Here is a 19,171-nt window from a genome sequence, read left to right as displayed (position 1 = left end):
GGCAACCCACCGCACGGCCGACCGCGCGGCCCGCAGGCCTCGCAGGAAAAAAAACTCATCAACGATCACGACTTCTGGCGTCCTCCGTTCATCCTGACGAAGCCACGGTCTAGTGCGCTCCTCCCGCACGTGGGAAGACGAGAAACCGCCCCTAACATTGTGTGGGCGCAAGTTGTGGGGTTTGCTGTTGGAAAGTTTGAATTTCTTTAGTTAATTTATTTCGTGGGAGGGATGTGAATGTTTTTATCAACCTGCGCCCACACGTAGCCGTTGGCGGTCATGCTTCACGGGACATCACAACGACTAGCACGACTAGCAACTCGGGAAGACAGATGAAATGAAGAATAAGAAAATTAACTTGATAATTTTCGACTGCGATGGTGTCTTAGTTGACAGCGAAGAAATTAGTAACAGAATCCTGCTTGAAATGACAAAAGAATTCGGACTTGTTATGTCAATGCAAGAAGCAATAAGGAATTTTAGCGGTAGGAGTTTTAAAGACATTCTCCAACAAATCGAAAGTAAAATTGATGGGAAATTGACTTCGGACTTTGAAAAGGAATATCGAATTCGAACTTATTCTGCCTTTAAGACGGAATTAAAACCAATTAAAGGTGTAAAGAAATTCATTGAGGATTTATCAATTCCGTATTGCGTGGCGTCAAGTGGACCAGTAGAAAAAATTAAAAATAATTTAACCGTAACTGGACTTTATAAAAGGTTCGGTGACAATGTCTTTAGTTCTTATCAAATCAATAGTTGGAAGCCTGAACCCGATATATTTCTTTATGCGGCTAGAGAAATGGGATTTTCGCCAGCCGAATGTATTGTAATTGAAGACAGTAAAGCGGGGGTCGTTGCAGCAAAGCAAGGTGGTTTTAACGTTTTTGGTTTTGCCAACCAAAACAATTCAAAATTATTGGCGGACGAAGGAGCGATAGTCTTTTACGACTTTGAAGAGCTACCAAAAATATTAAACGCGAGACACTTTAGCTTTATTGCCACGTCAAACTTTGGCTGACGTAAAAGCAAATGCGCCAGACAGAGTGGAAAAAGCACGAACCGCCAACAAAATGTTTCTTCAATGGTGCGGTGAGGTGTAATCCAAAGTTTATATCTTCGTTCAACGTTTTGTGTCGGGGACAGGGCGCGGCTTCGGAAGCGCACCACTGAAGAAACACAAACGTTAGCGGGCATTTTAAAGATAGACCTACATGATAATCAAGACAAAAATAAATCCTGACACCATTAAGAATTTGGACATAGGACAATTAGACGAGCTTGTTTATAACAAAGCGAGCGACATTTACTTAGGGACATTTGGTGAGAAATTTAAAGACACAGAAAACGACAATTTGTTAAAAGCTGTACTTGCGACATCCGTGTTGGACGCTGAAGTTAGAAATGGTGGGTTTGACCAATTTTTTTTAAATTCAGACGACTTAACCGATTCAGCCTTAGTCGGTCTTAAGGAAATTAGGGCGGACAAACACCTAGACATATTAAATGAAGCAATAAAGATTTTTAATGAACAGAAGGAACAATTCGTTGAAGAAAGAAATCCTAACTTGACGCCCTGTGACGATAAGTATTATGAACTGGACGACATTGATCCCTTAAGACAAAAATTCGTGTTTGACAATATTGAAAAGTTTATGGACTAAAAAACGCCCGCTAACAAAAGCTTATTGCAAGCGGGCGGGACTGTGCGTCATTGAAGTTTGTAGTTCTTTATTTATCTTTATCTCGTTGGACAGAGCGCAGGTTTTAATTGCCCGCCAGCAATAAGCTAAACGTTAGGGGCGATTTGGGAATTAAGATCGTTCTTGAAAATGTGCAGGTGGCAACCCACCGCACGGCCGACCGCGCGGCCCGCAGGCCTCGCAGGAAAAAAAACTCATCAACGATCACGACTTCTGGCGTCCTCCGTTCATCCTGACGAAGCCACGGTCTAGTGCGCTCCTCCCGCACGTGGGAAGACGAGAAACCGCCCCTAACATTGTGTGGGCGCAAGTTGTGGGGTTTGCTGTTGGAAAGTTTGAATTTATTTAGTTAATTTATTTCGTGGGAGGGGTGTGAATGTTTTTATCAACCTGCGCCCACACGTAGCCGTTATGCGCAAGCCCCGCGAACGCGCAGGATCTTGAGACCGCAAAACAAAATTCATCCCGCGCCTTTGCTTATTGGTTTTGTAGCTTTTCAAATTGGTTCACCATTGCGTGGGGACGGTGACGCGGTCGACAATTTCTTCACTGCGCCACGCTTCACCGCTCCGGGACAGGGACGTAGGCGCACCCGCCACGTTGGACGGTTTTTCGGCCCCTGAACAGTTTCTGGGGCTGTTCGCATAACAAAAAGTTTATGCCAGCTGCGGGTGCGGTGCGGTTATTCGGTTTGTTTTTCTTAATTTAGCTCTGCCACGTGCGACAGTGACGCGCTCTGAAGACCGCAGCCGTCACAAACTTGGCCGTTGTGTGTCATGCCGCTAGACAGCCGACAGGGTTGCCCCTGCTCGCGGACGGGCGCAAACCCAACCCGCCACGGGGCAAGCCGACCCGCACGGGAGAAGTGGCACATTGCCTTGCCGCACGTGCGACCGCGTAACCAAAGCAAGGCAATAAGCCACTTAACATACAACGACAATGGAGTTACACGAAAAAATATTATCTCATCTTTATGAGCAACGTGACACAAAATATTATTCCGACATCTACAAAGTGTTTGAGTCATATACTGCCAGTCAGATAGACCAAAAATTGAATGAGTTGAGGGCAAAAGGTTTGGTAAAAATTCGCGAGCCATTTGATTACGGATTCTTTATTTTAGGCGATAACAATCAAAAAAATGGAGGTGAATTTGACTACAGTAGAAAAGCAATGATAACTATTGACGGGATTGAGTATGTAAAAAATATGCTCAACCAGACTGCCAACAAAAACGATTCCACGATGGTAATCAATGTAAATAGTTCAGTTATCAATGCACCTCTAAATCAATCTTTTGATGACCGTTCCTTTAACAAAACAATACATAGTACCAATAATCCACCAAAACCAAAGGAAACCATACAAAAACCTAGTACTTGGACGCTATCAAACATATCTTTTAATTTAGTTATGGGTATAATTATTACAGTAGTTGGAGGTCTTATTGTGTTAATCTATTGGGAAAGAATAAGACACCTTTTTGAGTGAAGTCAATCCGCCACACCAACTTGCAAGCCGCGCGACCTACACACGGCCAAAGCTTACAAGTCCATGTGGCTCACATCATGGAGGTTTTGCGGCACGAACACACAACATTATGCTTATGCAATAGCGGGGTGACGTGTGGTTATTTAGTTTTGCTTTCATAACTTCGTTTTGTTTTGTGGGACAGGGCGCAGTTTCAAAATCCCGCTACTGACATAAGCATTTAGCGTTGTGGCTCATGCCGGTGGACAAAGTAGACTTAACGAGAATTAATATGAAACAGGGACTAACAATTATGCTGGCGTTGACTCTTCTGAGTTGTACGAGTGACAACGTGACGACTTTGACGGACTTGAATGGAAAATGGGTTGACTTTAACACAAAGTCAGACACATTAACCTTCGGACTTTTTGGAGATAAAGAATCAATAATTTTGGGACGAGGGAAAGAAACGAGAGACGGATTTGTTTTACCAAAACATGGATCGGGACCATACGATTACAAATTACTGACTGGTGACAAAATTTCACTTCGGTGGACTTTGTCGAGCAACGGTAATTTTAACGACTATTATTTCAAACAGTCTGGGGACAAGTTAACGATCGAGAAATTTTATGACACAACGACTTCGGGGACGATGTTGACATTTAAGAAGTTAAATTAGTTGGCTGACGGCACGAAGCCACAACAATGTATTTGCGTCAAGCGGGGTTGACGCGTAATCCAACGTTTTCGTATCTTTAATGCGTTCGGTGTCGGGGACACCGCGCGGCTTCGGAAGCCCCGCTCGAACGCAAATACTCACGTTATGGGCAACTTGTTTTGTTCTCGTGGGACTTTAGCTCGTTGACAGTTTTTCGTTTGACGTTTAAGTGTGCACTCCGTTGACAGGGGAAAACAGCACGTTGTTGAGCGTTTGACGCCTGACGACATCGGGACGCACTTCGTGGAGCGTGACGTAGGACAGCAGCCCATAACAATAAGTTTGCGCCAGGCGGGGCGGACGTGTGGCTTGCAAAGTTGGTGGTTATTTAGTTTTTTTATCACGTGGGAGATGACGCAGGTGTTAACTTCCCGCCCTGACGCAAACTTTAGCGTTGTGCGCAACCGTATTTGGACAGTTTATGACTAACGACAAAGAACATACTTGTATTGACGACCCAAAAATAATTTCAGACATTGAAAAGTATGGACTAAGTGTTATTGTGATTGAAGCGACCGACTACTTACCATCATTCGCTTACAGTGTGGGACTTTGGAGAAAATATAAACATCCAGAGATTATTTCATTTGGACTGACTGTAGAGACTCTTCACGCAGCCATTAATAACGCGGCAGATTTGGTGAAAGACGGACAAATAATTGAATCGGGAAAAAATTATGGCGACATCTTTACAAACATAAAGACTGAGTTTATAAATGTCGACAAGAGAAACTTGAGGGACTATTTCGGTTATGCGATTGACCTGTACAAGACAATAGAATTTCCAGCCTTACAACTTGTCTGGACAGACCGCAAAGGAAAATTTCCATGGGAGTCTGATTTTGAAGAAGAATTCACTTACAAACAACCACTGCTTGACAGAAATGCGGGTTTTAAATTTAGAGAGCCAAAAAACCTTGCAACCTTCACGACAAGACAATGGATTGAACTCAAAAAACCTATTATTCATGTTGTTCACGATGACAATGGAGATTGGCAGTTTTTGACGGGTGACCAATTTTCTGAAGATGTTAAGATTGTTGCATTGGAACAATTGATTTTGGGAGACGAAACATTGAATGAAGTATTCGACCTTGACTACGGAGAGGAAGCAACACGAGACTTAATTGGTGGACGATGGACAAGAAGAAATGTTGAATATGAAAGTGAGGACTAAATACGGCAGCGCACAACAAAATGTTTCTGCAATGGTGCCGTGACGAGTTGGTTTTAAGTTTTATCTTCGTTCAACGTTTCTCCACGTGGACAGGACGCGGCTTCGAGAAGGCACCACTGCAGAAACACAAACGTTATGCGCAAGCCCCGCGAACGCGCAGGATTTTGAAACCGCAAAATGAAATTCATCCCGCGCCTTTGCTTATTTGTTTTGCAGCTTTTCAAATTGGTTCAGCATTGCGTGGGGACGGTGACGCGGTCGGCAATTTCTTCACCACGCCACGCTTCACCGCTCCGGGACAGGGACGCAGGCGCACCCGGCACGGTGGACGGTTTTTCGGCCCCTGAACAGTTTCTGGGGCTGTTCGCATAACAAAAAGTTTATGCCAGCTGCGGGGTCGTTGCGGTTATTCGGTTTGTTTTTCTTAATTTAGCTCGGCCACGTGCGACAGGGACGCGCTCCGAAAACCGCAGCCGTCACAAACTGGGCCGTTATGCGCAAGCCCCGCGAACGCGCAGGATTTTGAAACCGCAAAATGAAATTCATCCCGCGCCTTTGCTTATTTCTTTTGCAGCTTTTCAAATTGGTTCAGCATTGCGTGGGGACGGTGACGCGGTCGACAATTTCTTCACTGCGCCACGCTTCACCGCTCCGGGACAGGGACGCAGGCGCACCCGCCACGTTGGACGGTTTTTCGTCCCCTGAACAGTTTCTGGGGCTGTTCGCATAACAAAAAGTTTATGCCAGCTGCGGGGTCGTTGCGGTTATTCGGTTTGTTTTTCTTAATTTAGCTCTGCCACGTGCGACAGGGACGCGCTCCGAAGACCGCAGCCGTCACAAACTTAGCCGTTGTGCGCCATGCCTTGCGACACCGCTCCGAACGGGGAAATTTGCGATTTGAGATTTTTGATTTACGATTTGCCGCCCGCGACAGTTTATCTTCAACGAAAATTTTTCGCCCGCGACAATTCGTTTGCAACGAAAATTTTTTCTACCCGCGACAGCTTGACGACAGCGATTTTTTTTGAGATGCCTGTGAACAAAGTCACATCGCTCGCGAACGGTTCATCGCCAACGAGAATTTTTCGCTCCGCAACAACTTGACGCGGCAGAGGTTTTGAAAATTTGAAACCAACAACACCGTGCGCGACAACGTAACGCGACAGGCATTTGAAAATCCCGAAGCGTAACGACATCGCCTGCGAACTGTTGATTGGCAACGAAAACTTTTCCGCCCGCGACAATCTTGACGACAGAGGAATATTGTTTTTGTAAACTTTGAACCAGCCGCTGACGGCTCATCGGCACCGAAAGTTTTTTAGCCCGCGACAACTTGACGCGAAGATGTTTTTGAAAATACGGAAACTTGAAGACACCGCCCGCGACAACTCGTCTGCAATAGAAAACCTTTCCGCCCGCGACAGAGTGGCGCGACATTTTTTTTGACAACGCTTTTTCAGGCTCGGCTCATGGAAAAGGACAACGCTGGCCGACCACGATGAAAAGGCACAGGCGCACAACATCGTGCTTGCGTCAGGCGGGGCGGAAGTGCGGCTTGAAAGTGTGGTGCTTTCTACTTATTTTTATCAAGTGGGAGGAGGCGCAGGTTTTTATACCCCGCCCGAACGCAAGCACCCACGTTATGCGCAAGCCCCGCGAACGCGCAGGATTTTGAAACCGCAAAATGAAATTCATCCCGCGCCTTTGCTTATTTGTTTTGCAGCTTTTCAAATTGGTTCAGCATTGCGTGGGGACGGTGACGCGGTCGACAATTTCTTCACCGCGCCACGCTTCACCGCTCCGGGACAGGGACGCAGGCGCACCCGCCACGTTGGACGGTTTTTCGGCCCCTGAACAGTTTCTGGGGCTGTTCGCATAACAAAAAGTTTATGCCAGCTGCGGGGTCGTTGTGGTTATTCGGTTTGTTTTTCTTAATTTAGCTCTGCCACGTGCGACAGGGACGCGCTCCGAAGACCGCAGCCGTCACAAACTTGGCCGTTGGGCTATATTGCGAGTGCGAATTTCAGAGATCGCCTTTTACAAAGTTCTGTTTTCCCTATTTATTTACAAAGTCGCTGAAGGCACGTTGGAAGAAAGACGTTAGGATTTCTTTTCAAGTCTTTGCGGTGAGACCGTGAAAGTTCGCACTTTCAAACGGGTGACCCCGCTTTCAAAGACTTGGGGACGAAGTTAATCGTTTGGTTTGACAGTATCCAGATGTCAAACGATTACAAACGTTTAATTACGGCTAACGTGCCGAAGTGTGCCGTGTTAAAAGGGGGTAAATAACAGGGAAATGAACTTCGGCAGTCCAAGTAACGTGCGCATAATTTTCTTTTATACGCAATGACTTGGCCATAAAAGGCGAACTCGAAATTGCAACACCGCCCAACATAGGGTTGCCGAAAGTGGGGCTAAGTGCGTTAGGAAAACGTTCCTCTTTCTATTAATTTTATCTTATGGGGAAAGAGCGAAGTTTTTAATCCCACCTTCGGCAACCCTCATCGTTAGGGGCGATTTGGGAATTAAGATCGTTCTTGAAAATGTGCAGGTGGCAACCCACCGCACGGCCGACCGCGCGGCCCGCAGGCCTCGCAGGAAAAAAACTCATCAACGATCACGACTTCTGGCGTCCTCCGTTCATCCTGACGAAGCCACGGTCTAGTGCGCTCCTCCCGCACGTGGGAAGACGAGAAACCGCCCCTAACATTGTGTGGGCGCAAGTTGTGGGGTTTGCTGTTGGAAAGTTTGAATTTATTTAGTTAATTTATTTCGTGGGAGGGGTGTGAATGTTTTTATCAACCTGCGCCCACACGTAGCCGTTGTGTGTCATTTAGTTTTTGGACAGAGTATCGTAAACAATGAGGTTGACTTTGAACATAGCATTTGTATTACTTGCAATAAGTTGCATTTCACAACGGGACAAAGCTGAATCTCGCCAAATTGACGTTGAATTGAATTACAACATCCACACTCAATTAATTCTTGAGCATTTTGCTTGGCCGGGCAAGTATCCAACCCGACCAATGATTGTTGCAAGTGCAGAGCACTTTGACAAATTTAAAGACCATCCTGCAGTATTGTTTTCAGACAGTTTATTACGAAACGAAGTTTTCTATAGTGACGAATTGATGGAAGTTCTTCTCTATTCAGAGCCTTTACCAAAGACGGGGTACAAATACTCATTAAAAAATACTCCTTATGAAAATCGAATTGATTTAATTGACAAATGGAAAGAGAAAGTTGCTGAATTTTACATAGACGCAGATGTCAAGGGTTTTCTAGAATCCAACAAAGAATTTTATGACGGAGCTATAGATGAAATTGTTATTAATCTTCCGAGTAATGATTTCATTGACCAAATGGAATCATTTTACAAAGACAAGAAATTGAAATACACAATAATACCAGCACCTGAAATGCAAACGGGCGACCAGAGAGGAGTCGGTCCTTACGTAAGAACAAAGGACGGAATGCTTGTTTATCAAATTATCAGTGCTAGTCAACCGATTGATGAATTAAGTCGACTGTCAGATTATCAACAATTTGGTTTCAATGACAGAAATTATATTCTGACTAACGCGCGCCATGAATTTGGTCATGCTTTTGTGAATCCTCTATTAGAAAAAGTTGTCATAACTGAATTGATAAATAAATACGAAGGACTATTTACACCTAAACTCCGCAATGTAATGGAGAACCAAAATTATGGGACATGGTGGGACTGTGTAGCTGAACATTTTGTTAGACTAGGTGAAATTCGAATAGCAGAGAGAAGTGGGGACATTTCATTATCTGCTAACCTTAGACTAGAGTACAAAGACAATAAAAAATTTATTTTTCTACCGGAACTAGAGCAAAGAATAAAAGAGTATGAATCAAACACAAAGTATCAGACATTTGACAATTACTTACCAGACCTAATTAAGACATTTGACTCGTTTAGTGCTCAAGAAGTAGATAAAAGATTAGAGAAAAACTAAACGCCACACAACAAAATGTTTCTGCAATGGTGCGGTGACGTGTAAGCTATAAGTTTTTATCTTCGTTCAACGTTTCGTTTCGTGGGACAGGACGCGGCTTCGGAAGCGCACCACTGCAGAAACACAAACGTTGTGGGGCATAGGTCGACCAATAGAAAAATTGACTGAAAAGACTTAAATTTGGGTTATTCAAAGAAAAAATAATATGGGGACAATTGAATTGAAGTCAGACCTACATAAAATCCTAGACAGGATTGAAAACGAACAGCTATTGCGGACAGTTTATGATTTCCTAAAGCAAAGAGAGACTGGAAAAGAAGGACAGATTTGGAACACCCTGAACGAAGAACAAAAGAAGGAGGTTTATTTATCATACGAAGAATCTCAAGACGACAAAAGTCTAATTGACTGGGAGACTGTTAAGATGAAGTATTAATGCAAGTTTATGTTACCCCAAGAGCCGAACAGAATTTTGATTCAATTGTAAATTACATAAGACAAAATTTTGGAGAAAAGACAGCTAAGGAGTTTATTCATAAGGCCGATGAAACTTTGGGGCTTCTTAAAGACTTTCCTTTCATGGGACAGGTTGAATCTAACGACATTAGAGGATTTCAATTATCACGGCAGACTAGAATACTTTATAGAATAAGGAACAACAAGATTATCATACTCGCGTTCTTTGACGGTAGACAGGACCCAAAGAAAAAATTCGGATAAATCTACGCCCCACAACAAAATGTTTGCGCAATGGTGGGGTGATGTGTAAGTTCAAAGTGCTATCTTCGTTCAACGTTTGGTCACGTGGGACAGTGAAGCGTTTCAAAATCCCACCACTGCGCAAACATACACGTTATGTACTATTATTTTTGGAAAGAGTGTGCTAACCATTTGAGGACTTGAAATCGTTAATCGTTGTTGTATTTGTAAGTATTTCATTTTCTTCCTTTGGGCAAAGAGAAGTTATCTTTGGACAAGAAGTCGAGCGAGTATTTCGGACTCAAGACTCGACACAAAATTTCTATTTGGCTCTTGTACCCAAATCAACAATCAAAGGGCTGCTCGTAATCTTACCGGGTTTTGGAGGGCCACCGAGAGACGTGTTGCAAGAAACTGACCTTCCAGCAAAAGCAAGGGCAGACGGTTATCTGGTGATCATTCCATATTTAGCTTTGGTGACCAATTCATCGGATTCTATATCACAAAGTCGACTAACATCTCTTGTTCCAGAAGTGATTAAGAAATACAAAGTTCCAACTAACAAGTTTATCATTGGGGGACATTCACTCGGAGGTAACGGGGCACTTCTTTATACCGCCAATGCATTTAAGACAGACAATGTAAGGATAATAAAGCCAAGACTTGTATTTGGGGTTGACCCGCCTCTTGACATGAAGCATCTTTGGGAAAGCTTTAAGTATTTCAAAAAAATAAACTTCAGCGAGACAGCTTCAAACGAAGCAGACTATTTCATAAAAAGGTTTGAATCAGAATTAGGAGGAACGCCATTGGAAAGACCTAACGCTTATGAGAAGATATCCTCATTTTATAGGGACGAACAAGATGGAGGTAATGCAAAGTTTCTGAAATCAATACCGGTTAGACTTTATTGCGATCCTGACGTTAACTGGTATATTGAGAATAGACGGACACCAATTGAACTCACTAACTTGGCTGACATGACTGCTTGTATTGTACAGTTGAGACTTCTGGGTAACGATGCAGCGGAACTCATTACAAATATTGGCAAAGGATATTTTCCAGACGGAAGAAGACATCCCCACGCATTTTCTCAGTTAGACTCAGATGAGTTTTTGATATGGGTGGACAAGTATTTGAATAAAAAATAACAGTACATAACAATGTGCTTGCGTCAGGCGGACAGTAGGTTTTGAAAGTTTGTATTATTAAATTTAACTTGTGCATGTCGACAAGACGTAGGTTTTAAATCCCGCCCGATCGCAAGCACAAATCGTTATAGCTCATGCGCTAGAATAAATTAACACTAAACAATAAATATTATGACAACAAGATTGTATTATGGAATTGTGGTACTAGTAATAGCTAGTCTGACTTTATTTAGTTTTTCTCCGCTCCAAGACTCGAAAGGACTAGGTCGTGTTCAAAAAACACTAGGGAAAGAGGTCTATGTGATGTGTGAACCAGTTAGGGAATATGAAGTTGTTGACCGACTTACAACATCTTTAACCAGTAGCCTTGCCGGCAGACAAACAATCCAAAAACAAATGCAAGAAGTTGTGGACAGAGCTTTGAAGAGAAAAGATAAAGGAAAAATAGGTGACTTTGATGCGGTAATGACTGACGATGGAGATGTTATTGTAATTATAAAATTCAAGGACTAAATTTTCAATAAAGAAGAATCAGTTTTACGATAAGAATTCAATTATTGAATTTTTGAAAAGCCTCGCGGGTAGATTTTTATAAGTGGACTCACTTTTGAAAGTAAATATGCTACGGACTGGACACAAGACAAAAGGTAACGGGTGACGCGCACGAGCTATAACAATGTATTTGCGTCAAGCGGGGTTGACGCGTAATCCAACGTTTTCGTATCTTTAATGCGTTCGGTGTCGGGGACAAGGCGTGGCTTCGGAAGCCCCGCTCGAACGCAAATACTCACGTTGGCGGTAATTCCACCCATCCCCGAGACGGAAATCAATTTCGGGTAGCTAACGTTTGTGACAAAGTGAAGCAAGAAATAGAGGTTATATGGGACAAGAGTATAAATTATTTTATAAGGACAATTTTCTTGGGACCGTTTTGACAAATCGGAGCGACTTTCCAAACATCTCAGGACAAATTGAATTTAATCGCGACACTTTAAATAAAGAAAAAGAGTTACGGGACTATATCGGTTTTTCAATTGAATCCTCGGACAAGGTGTTAGGGGACGGTAACGTTTACGCGAACTTCATAGACAAAGAAGGATTTAAACATCAATCAATAATTGACAGTTTGGACTGGGCTTTAATTTCAAAGGACGGGACGGAGGCAAAGATTCTGGTTCCGATATTCTTTGCGGACAATGAAGTTAATTTCAGATTTCAATGACGGACAAAAAACAACTACCGCCAACAATATATTTGCGCCAGGCGGGGTTGACGTGTGGTTCAAAGTTTTGTTATCTTTATTCGGCTTCGTGCCGGGGACAGGACGTAGTTTCAAATTCCCGCCCGATCGCAAATATTCACGTTGTAGGTCATGCTCTTAGGACAAAGTGGACTTCGAATAAAATGAAAATAATTGTGACACGATACTGGTTTGAATTCGACTCTAATCAAATCAAAGACCTTCCACCGGGACTACCTTTAGGATGCGGAGTAACAGCTTACGACTACAATGACGCAATTTCTATTCTTAGACAAAGTGTTTTCAAGGGACAGGAAATCCCTGAACTGAAAAACAAAAAAGAAAACATAGACATAAGGACTTTGGACCAAAGACACGTCATCCCAAACATGAAGGACCCGACATTGAGAGGTGTTTGGTTTCCATTGGGGTACGAGGACGAGCGCAACTGAACACAAAGTGCATGAAGACAAGGCGCAGTCGACAATTTCATTTCGGTACACATTGACAAATCGAGACTACTCAGATCTTTTACCCAGACTGTTTTATCACGGTGGACTTTCTTCCGAACTTCAGGATAAACCAAAAAGTAACAGTGGACGAGCACGACCTACAACACTGTATTTGCGTCAAGCGGGGTTGACGCGTAATCCAACGTTTCGTATCTTTAATGCGTTCGGTGTCGGGGACACCACGCGGCTTCGGAAGCCCCGCTCGAACGCAAATACTCACGTTAGCGGGCATTAAAGATCAGCCATGAGACAATTTGCATTTTTTGTGACTTTGATTTTAGCGTCATGTACTCGTTCGACTGAAAAAGGGACAATCAATAGAATTGACGACAGGGTATCACCAAATTCGACTGATCGACTTGCTGAATTTCCCGGGGGAAAAGCTAGTTTAAACAGATTCATTGGAGACAACTGGAAATGGAAAGAACCGACCGACACAATCGAGGGCTATGTTTATGTAAGTTTTATTGTAAAGAGAGACAGTACAATTGAGGACGTGAGAATAAAGAAAGGAATTTGTTATAGCTGTGATGAGGAAGCATTAAGATTAATTCGCTCAATGCCTAGGTGGATTCCTTCAATTAAAGACGGACAAACTATTGACCAGAATTATGTTTTGCCAATTATGTTCCAAAGTTCGACAATAAAAGGAACGAGTAAATAAGATTGATTAGAAACGCCCGCTAACAAAAGCTTATTGCAAGCGGGCGGGACTGTGCGTCATTGAAGTGTGCAGTTCTTTATTTATCTTTATCACGTTGGACAGGGCGTAGGTTTTAATTGCCCGCCAGCAATAAGCTAACCGTTAGGGGCGATTTGGGAATTAAGATCGTTCTTGAAAATGTGCAGGTGGCAACCCATCGCACGGCCGACCGCGCGGCCCGCAGGCCTCGCAGGAAAAAAAACTCATCAACGATCACGACTTCTGGCGTCCTCCGTTCATCCTGACGAAGCCACGGTCTAGTGCGCTCCTCCCGCACGTGGGAAGACGAGAAACCGCCCCTAACATTGTGTGGGCGCAAGTTGTGGGGTTTGCTGTTGGAAAGTTTGAATTTATTTAGTTAATCATTCTTGTCCGACTAAACTAGTCTAAAAAGTCATATTTCCGTAGGGGAATTAGGTCTTAAAATGACGCTTCGTTTTTAGGGGTAGTTGCCTTACGCGATGAACAAAGGAGGGTCGCTGCTTTTTCGCCAAGCGGTATACGTATCTTTGATGAAATCGAACAAGGCAACATAACTCATCAAATGTAGCCGTATCACAGTAATCATATTGGCAAATGATTTTTTAGTCTGTGCTTTTTTGCGGATAACGACCATTAATAGTTGAGCTATGAGCACTGCATACACTTGTATTTTAATCGCATTCTCGCTGTTACCCCAGAAGTAGCGCAGTGGAAAATTTTGTTTGATTTGTTTGAACAAGAGCTCAATCATCCATCTACACTTGTAAATCAAAGCGATTTGCGCACAGGGTAGCGTAAAGTTGTTGGTTATGAAGATGAACACTTTGCCATCATCGGATTTGAAAGTAATCCGTCTGAGTTTTAATCGCAAGGTCTGCTCTGCGGTTTTGTAGCCCACTGTGACGTACTGCTCTTTGAGAACACCCTTTGCATTTTTCCTTTGAGTGTTGTCGATAATTACTTTGGTGACATGGTACACGGCATTGCTTTTCATGCGTGTTACGAACCATACTTTTTGATTTGTCCACTTTACAAATTGATGATACAGGTTATACGCCTTATCAAATACGACAAAGCTATTGGCCGGTAACTTAATGTGGTAGAGGAATTTACGGTCATGTACCTTGGCTTCGGTCATTCTTACAAATTCAGCCACACCTGAAAAGGCATCCATCAAGGCATGCACTTTGATACCACCTTTCTTGCGTGAACCATCCAGCGGATTACGACCAACTCCTCGTAGAATGTCGCTAAACAAGCGGATGGTAGTACTGTCTATGATTTTCAAGTTACGTATACTGAGACCTTTCAACCGGCTGTCCGAGATAAAACTGTGATATTGCTTGAGTAATTTGAAGTAGATCGTTTCAAATACCAGATAACTGCGATTGTTGTTTGCATCGGATAGCGTACTACGAGCGGGAGCCTGATCGAAACCAAGATGTGTCAGCTTTCCTTCGCAGGCCAATATGCCCTCACAAAGCTCCCGAAGGCCATTACAATAACTGAAAACACCGTATAAAAGACTTACCAGATGAACTCGTACTGGGAGACGTTTATAATACCGATTGCTTCGATGTTGCTTGCTGGACTGCTTGATAATATCCGTGGATATGCAAGAAAGTATTTGAGAAAGAATCGGCTGTCCGACAAATTTTTTACCTTTATTCATGGCTATGTGAAGTGTGGTAACTAAACGTAACCATAAAGGGTGACCTTAAAAAGGACGCCCTTTAAAAATTTTAGTCGGACAATAGTGATAAATTATATGCCGACAAACGAGACGGACTACTTTGATTTGAGTAAGTAAAACAGCTGGCAACAATATATTTGCGCCAGGCGGGGTTGACGTGTAGTTCAAAGTTTTGTTATCTTTATTCCGCTTCGTGTGTGGGACAGGACGCAGTTCTAAATTCCCGCCCGATCGCAAATATTAGCGTTATGCGCAAGCCCCGCGAACGCGCAGGATCTTGAAACCGCAAAACAAAATTCATCCCGCGCCTTTGCTTATTGGTTTTGCAGCTTTTCAAATTGGTTCAGCATTGCGTGGGGACGGTGACGCGGTCGACAATTTCTTCACCGTGCCACGCTTCACCGCTCCAGGACAGGGACGCAGGCGCACCCGCCACGTTGGACGTTTTTTCGGCCCCTGAACAGTTTCTGGGGCTGTTCGCATAACAAAAAGTTTATGCCAGCTGCGGGTGCGGTGCGGTTATTCGGTTTGTTTTTCTTAATTTAGCTCTGCCACGTGCGACAGGGACGCGCTCCAAAAACCGCAGCCGTCACAAACTTGGCCGTTATGCGCAAGCCCCGCGAACGCGCAGGATCTTGAAACCGCAAAATGAAATTCATCCCGCGCCTTTGCTTATTTCTTTTGCAGCTTTTCAAATTGGTTCACCATTGCGTGGGGACGGTGACGCGGTCGGCAATTTCTTCACCACGCCACGCTTCACCGCTCCGGGACAGGGACGTAGGCGCACCCGGCACGTTGGACGGTTTTTCGGCCCCTGAACAGTTTCTGGGGCTGTTCGCATAACAAAAAGTTTATGCCAGCTGCGGGTGCGGTGCGGTTATTCGGTTTGTTTTACTTAATTTAGCTCTGCCACGTGCGACAGGGAAGCGCTCCGAAGACCGCAGCCGTCACAAACTTGGCCGTTAGCGCCAATGCCCTTGGACTACCCGACAACGTTTTACCAAATAAAAACTTTAGCACATATGACCACCACGACAAATTATATTGCCCACCGCACGGCAACCATAAGCATTCCCCCAGCCGCACAATGCAAGAGTGTGGCAGTAGCTGCATCCGCGCAAATCCATTTCTCGCGCTACTCCCAAACACTTGCTTTCCCCACCCTCTAAAGTTTCATAAGACAGATATGAGCAAAATAAAAGTGGCGATAGTAGACGATCATGAAGATTCTCGAAATTCATTAATAATTCTCCTTAAAAGTGAGGAGAATATAGAAATTGCCCAAATTGCAATTAACGGTCAAGACATTATCAATCAACTTGAGCCAACACAGCCCGACATCATATTAATGGACATCAGCATGCCAATCATGAACGGGATAGTGGCATCAAAAATCATCCGTGAAAAATATCCCGCTATCAAAATAATAGTCTACACTTTTTTTGACCAAGAAAAGAATATTGTTGAAATGAATAAAGTAGGCGTTAGGAGTTTTGTTGCCAAGGGTTCTCCCGATGAGCTTTTAAAAGCGATACAAGTGGTTCACAACGGTGGTTATTACCTGCCCGATGAGATAGCAAACTCAATGCAATTATTTCTTAGCAAGAGTGAACCGAAAGAAATCATTGAACTTACTAGTACGGAAAAAATTATGCTTGAAACAATATCGAAAGGTTGGACAAGCAAGCAAATTGCAAAAGTTATCAACAAAAGTCCGCGAACAATCGACAAATATCGTCAAGAAATTTATTCAAAATTTGAAGTGGAAAGTAAGGAACAGCTTGTAGCAAAGGCTGTTAGGATAGGGTTGCTGTAAAAAAATCGTATTTTCTTACATAATTCTTACTGATTGAATAAAGCGTAACACTACTATTGATATCATACTCATTATTACAATTATTTACTCTTTCAAATAAAATTATAATTGTTCAATCAATTTCCATTTTATAAACAACTAGACGAGATGGATTGCGGTCCATCTTGTCTAAGGATGATTGCTAGATATTATGGAAAAAATTACACAGTTAGCGAGTTGAGGAGTAAATCTCATATTTCTCTTGAAGGTGTTTCTATGCTAGGCATTAGTGAAGCAGCAGAAGCTATTGGCTTTCGTTCACTTGGTGTTAAAATACCCTTTGAGAAGATAGCCATAGACGCACCATTACCTTGCATTGTTCACTGGAATCAAAATCATTTTGCCGTAGTCTATGAAATAAAAAAAAATAAACTACGGGTGGCAGATCCTGCAATTGGTCTATTAACGTATACTAAAGAAGAGTTTCTTAATTGTTGGCTTTCTACTTCATCTGACGGGCATGGCTTAGGAATTGCATTATTACTTGAGCCAACTCCCTTGTTTTATCAGATCGAAGAAATCGGTGAGAAAAATATACGAACGGGCTTCCATTATTTATTGGGCTACTTACATTCACATCAAAAATTCATTGTTCAATTACTCATTGGTCTTTTGTTAGGAAGTTTAATTCAATTGATACTTCCCTTCCTCACACAATCAATCGTAGATGTAGGAATTAACACTCACAATATCTCTTTTATTTACTTGATATTAGCGGGGCAATTGATGCTTTTTTTTGGTCGCACTTTAGCAGAATTTTTAAGAAGATGGATATTGCTTCATTTAAGCACCCGCATCAATCTCTCTATTATTTCTGATTTCCTAATCAAGCTCATGCAATTACCCATGAGTTTTTTTGACTCAAAAAAAATTGGTGATATCCTCCAACGAATTGAAGATCATAGGCGTATAGAGCAGTTTCTAAGTTCCTCTTCTCTTAGCATTTTATTTTCTTTTTTTAATTTAATTGTTTTTGGAGTAGTCTTGGCCTTGTATAGTATTTCAATTTTCTTGATCTTTTTTATAGCCAGTGCAATCTTTATAGCATATATTCTTTTCTTCTTAAAAATCAGAAAAGAGCAGGACTATAAACGCTTTAATATTTCATCACGCAATCGTAGTAATCTTATTCAGTTAATAAATGGAATGCAAGAGATCAAACTCAACAATTGCGAACGTAGCAAACGATGGGAATGGGAACGTATTCAAGCAAGTTTATTCCGCCTCAACATAGACAGTACTCGCCTACAACAAATGCAAGATGGTGGAGGTTTATTCATCAACGAGCTAAAAAATATATTTATAACATTCGCTGCTGCTACAGCAGTAATTAATGGCAGCATGACACTAGGCATGATGTTAGCTGTGCAATACATTATTGGCCAATTGAATGTACCTATCAATGAATTTGTCAATTTTATTCGTGAACTACAAGACGCGCGCATCAGCTTGGATCGTATCGGTGAAATTAGATTGTTAGAAAATGAAGAAAAGCTAGATGATCAGACCTCTGCTAATGTATCGTTTTCACATACAGATTCTATTTCCCTAAAAAACGTTAGCTATCAATACGAAGGTCCTCAATCACCAAAGGCCCTGAATGATATTGATTTGAGTATTAATCAAGGGAAAGTAACAGCCATAGTAGGTAGTAGCGGAAGTGGGAAGACTACTTTACTAAAACTCCTTTTAAAATTTTATCTGCCTACAGAAGGTAAAATTCTATTAGGCAAGACTGACATGAAACAATTAAGTGCTCGTGATTGGCGATCAAAGTGCGGAACAGTAATGCAAGATGGTTATATCTTCTCAGATACAATTGCACACAATATTTGCGTAAGTGATGAAGAGCCAGATCCAAAACGGATTTTGCATGCTGCTACACTAGCGAATATACACGATTTTATTGAGTCCTCACCGCTCGGTTACAATACAAAAATAGGTGCAGATGGTTCAGGCATTAGTGCCGGGCAACGCCAGCGAATGTTAATAGCCCGTGCTGTCTATAAAAATCCAGAATATATTTTTTTTGATGAAGCTACTAGCGCACTTGATGCTAATAACGAAAAGGTAATTATGGACAACCTCAGTGAATTTTTTAAAGGTAAAACCGTGTTAGTGATTGCCCACCGACTAAGTACCGTTAAAAATGCAGATAGCATTGTAGTATTGGACCAGGGGAAAATAATTGAGCAAGGAACACATAAGGAATTGACTTTAAAAAAAGGAAGTTATTATGAATTGGTGAAGAATCAGTTGGAATTGGGGGACTAAAACATAAG

Annotated in this window: 19 protein-coding genes; 17 read left to right on the top strand and 2 right to left on the bottom strand. The window is 42.5% G+C overall.

What is annotated here, in order from left to right; genetic code table 11:
* Positions 1-337 precede the first annotated feature (337 nt).
* The 6 genes from KA713_09980 to KA713_09955 all read left to right on the top strand — a co-directional run bounded on the left by KA713_09980 (position 338) and on the right by KA713_09955 (position 5,418).
* Entirely contained in the window at positions 338-1,021 is a 684-nt protein-coding gene (locus KA713_09980; GenBank protein ID UXE68875.1) for an HAD family phosphatase, read from the top strand.
* Between the two features lie 193 nt (positions 1,022-1,214).
* Positions 1,215-1,664, top strand: a complete 450-nt coding sequence (locus tag KA713_09975; GenBank protein UXE68874.1) for a DUF4375 domain-containing protein — start codon at positions 1,215-1,217, stop codon at positions 1,662-1,664.
* Positions 1,665-2,642: 978 nt separating this feature from the next.
* A complete protein-coding gene (locus tag KA713_09970; GenBank protein ID UXE68873.1) occupies positions 2,643-3,194 on the top strand; it encodes a hypothetical protein in 552 nt (183 codons plus the stop codon).
* A gap of 271 nt (positions 3,195-3,465) precedes the next feature.
* Positions 3,466-3,855, top strand: coding sequence for a hypothetical protein (locus KA713_09965; GenBank protein UXE68872.1), 390 nt, complete (start codon positions 3,466-3,468; stop codon positions 3,853-3,855).
* 460 nt (positions 3,856-4,315) lie between these two features.
* Positions 4,316-5,071: a DUF4262 domain-containing protein gene (locus KA713_09960; protein UXE68871.1), complete on the top strand. Its 756-nt coding sequence runs from the start codon at positions 4,316-4,318 to the stop codon at positions 5,069-5,071.
* Positions 5,072-5,091: 20 nt separating this feature from the next.
* The gene (locus KA713_09955) at positions 5,092-5,418 is read left to right on the top strand and encodes a hypothetical protein (protein ID UXE68870.1); all 327 of its coding nucleotides are present in this window, start codon (positions 5,092-5,094) and stop codon (positions 5,416-5,418) included.
* A gap of 594 nt (positions 5,419-6,012) precedes the next feature.
* Here KA713_09955 and KA713_09950 read toward each other — a convergent pair.
* Positions 6,013-6,267, bottom strand: a complete 255-nt coding sequence (locus tag KA713_09950) for a hypothetical protein (GenBank protein ID UXE68869.1) — start codon at positions 6,265-6,267, stop codon at positions 6,013-6,015.
* A gap of 1,677 nt (positions 6,268-7,944) precedes the next feature.
* On the opposite strand from KA713_09950, the gene KA713_09945 reads away from it, so the two are divergent.
* From KA713_09945 to KA713_09910, 8 genes are all read left to right on the top strand, one after another.
* Complete coding sequence (locus KA713_09945; GenBank protein ID UXE68868.1) at positions 7,945-9,054, top strand: DUF4932 domain-containing protein; 1,110 nt, start codon at positions 7,945-7,947, stop codon at positions 9,052-9,054.
* A 205-nt stretch (positions 9,055-9,259) separates the two neighbouring features.
* Positions 9,260-9,490 carry a hypothetical protein gene (locus tag KA713_09940; GenBank protein UXE68867.1) on the top strand — a complete coding sequence of 77 codons (231 nt, stop codon included), beginning with the start codon at positions 9,260-9,262 and terminating at the stop codon, positions 9,488-9,490.
* The gene (locus KA713_09935; protein ID UXE68866.1) at positions 9,490-9,774 is read left to right on the top strand and encodes a type II toxin-antitoxin system RelE/ParE family toxin; all 285 of its coding nucleotides are present in this window, start codon (positions 9,490-9,492) and stop codon (positions 9,772-9,774) included. The genes KA713_09940 and KA713_09935 overlap by 1 nt, the downstream gene beginning before the upstream one ends.
* 179 nt (positions 9,775-9,953) lie before the next feature.
* A complete protein-coding gene (locus tag KA713_09930) occupies positions 9,954-10,904 on the top strand; it encodes an alpha/beta hydrolase (GenBank protein UXE68865.1) in 951 nt (316 codons plus the stop codon).
* Positions 10,905-11,075: 171 nt separating this feature from the next.
* Complete coding sequence (locus KA713_09925) at positions 11,076-11,417, top strand: hypothetical protein (GenBank protein UXE68864.1); 342 nt, start codon at positions 11,076-11,078, stop codon at positions 11,415-11,417.
* 367 nt (positions 11,418-11,784) lie between these two features.
* Positions 11,785-12,126, top strand: a complete 342-nt coding sequence (locus tag KA713_09920) for a hypothetical protein (GenBank protein UXE68863.1) — start codon at positions 11,785-11,787, stop codon at positions 12,124-12,126.
* 182 nt (positions 12,127-12,308) lie between these two features.
* The gene (locus tag KA713_09915; GenBank protein ID UXE68862.1) at positions 12,309-12,596 is read left to right on the top strand and encodes a hypothetical protein; all 288 of its coding nucleotides are present in this window, start codon (positions 12,309-12,311) and stop codon (positions 12,594-12,596) included.
* 304 nt (positions 12,597-12,900) lie between these two features.
* Positions 12,901-13,320: an energy transducer TonB gene (locus KA713_09910; GenBank protein UXE68861.1), complete on the top strand. Its 420-nt coding sequence runs from the start codon at positions 12,901-12,903 to the stop codon at positions 13,318-13,320.
* A gap of 493 nt (positions 13,321-13,813) precedes the next feature.
* Here KA713_09910 and KA713_09905 read toward each other — a convergent pair whose 3' ends face one another.
* Positions 13,814-15,013 carry an IS4 family transposase gene (locus KA713_09905; protein UXE68860.1) on the bottom strand — a complete coding sequence of 400 codons (1,200 nt, stop codon included), beginning with the start codon at positions 15,011-15,013 and terminating at the stop codon, positions 13,814-13,816.
* A gap of 1,043 nt (positions 15,014-16,056) precedes the next feature.
* On the opposite strand from KA713_09905, the gene KA713_09900 reads away from it, so the two are divergent.
* From KA713_09900 to KA713_09890, 3 genes are all read left to right on the top strand, one after another.
* Positions 16,057-16,203, top strand: a complete 147-nt coding sequence (locus KA713_09900; GenBank protein UXE68859.1) for a hypothetical protein — start codon at positions 16,057-16,059, stop codon at positions 16,201-16,203.
* A gap of 17 nt (positions 16,204-16,220) precedes the next feature.
* Complete coding sequence (locus KA713_09895) at positions 16,221-16,850, top strand: response regulator transcription factor (GenBank protein ID UXE68858.1); 630 nt, start codon at positions 16,221-16,223, stop codon at positions 16,848-16,850.
* Positions 16,851-16,958: 108 nt separating this feature from the next.
* The gene (locus tag KA713_09890) at positions 16,959-19,163 is read left to right on the top strand and encodes a peptidase domain-containing ABC transporter (protein UXE68857.1); all 2,205 of its coding nucleotides are present in this window, start codon (positions 16,959-16,961) and stop codon (positions 19,161-19,163) included.
* The last annotated feature ends 8 nt before the right edge of the window (positions 19,164-19,171 follow it).

It is taken from the genome of Chryseotalea sp. WA131a (assembly GCA_025370075.1).
Classification (GTDB): domain Bacteria; phylum Bacteroidota; class Bacteroidia; order Cytophagales; family Cyclobacteriaceae; genus ELB16-189.
Note: the sequence above shows the minus strand (reverse complement) of the source record. Positions and strands in the feature narration are given on the sequence as shown.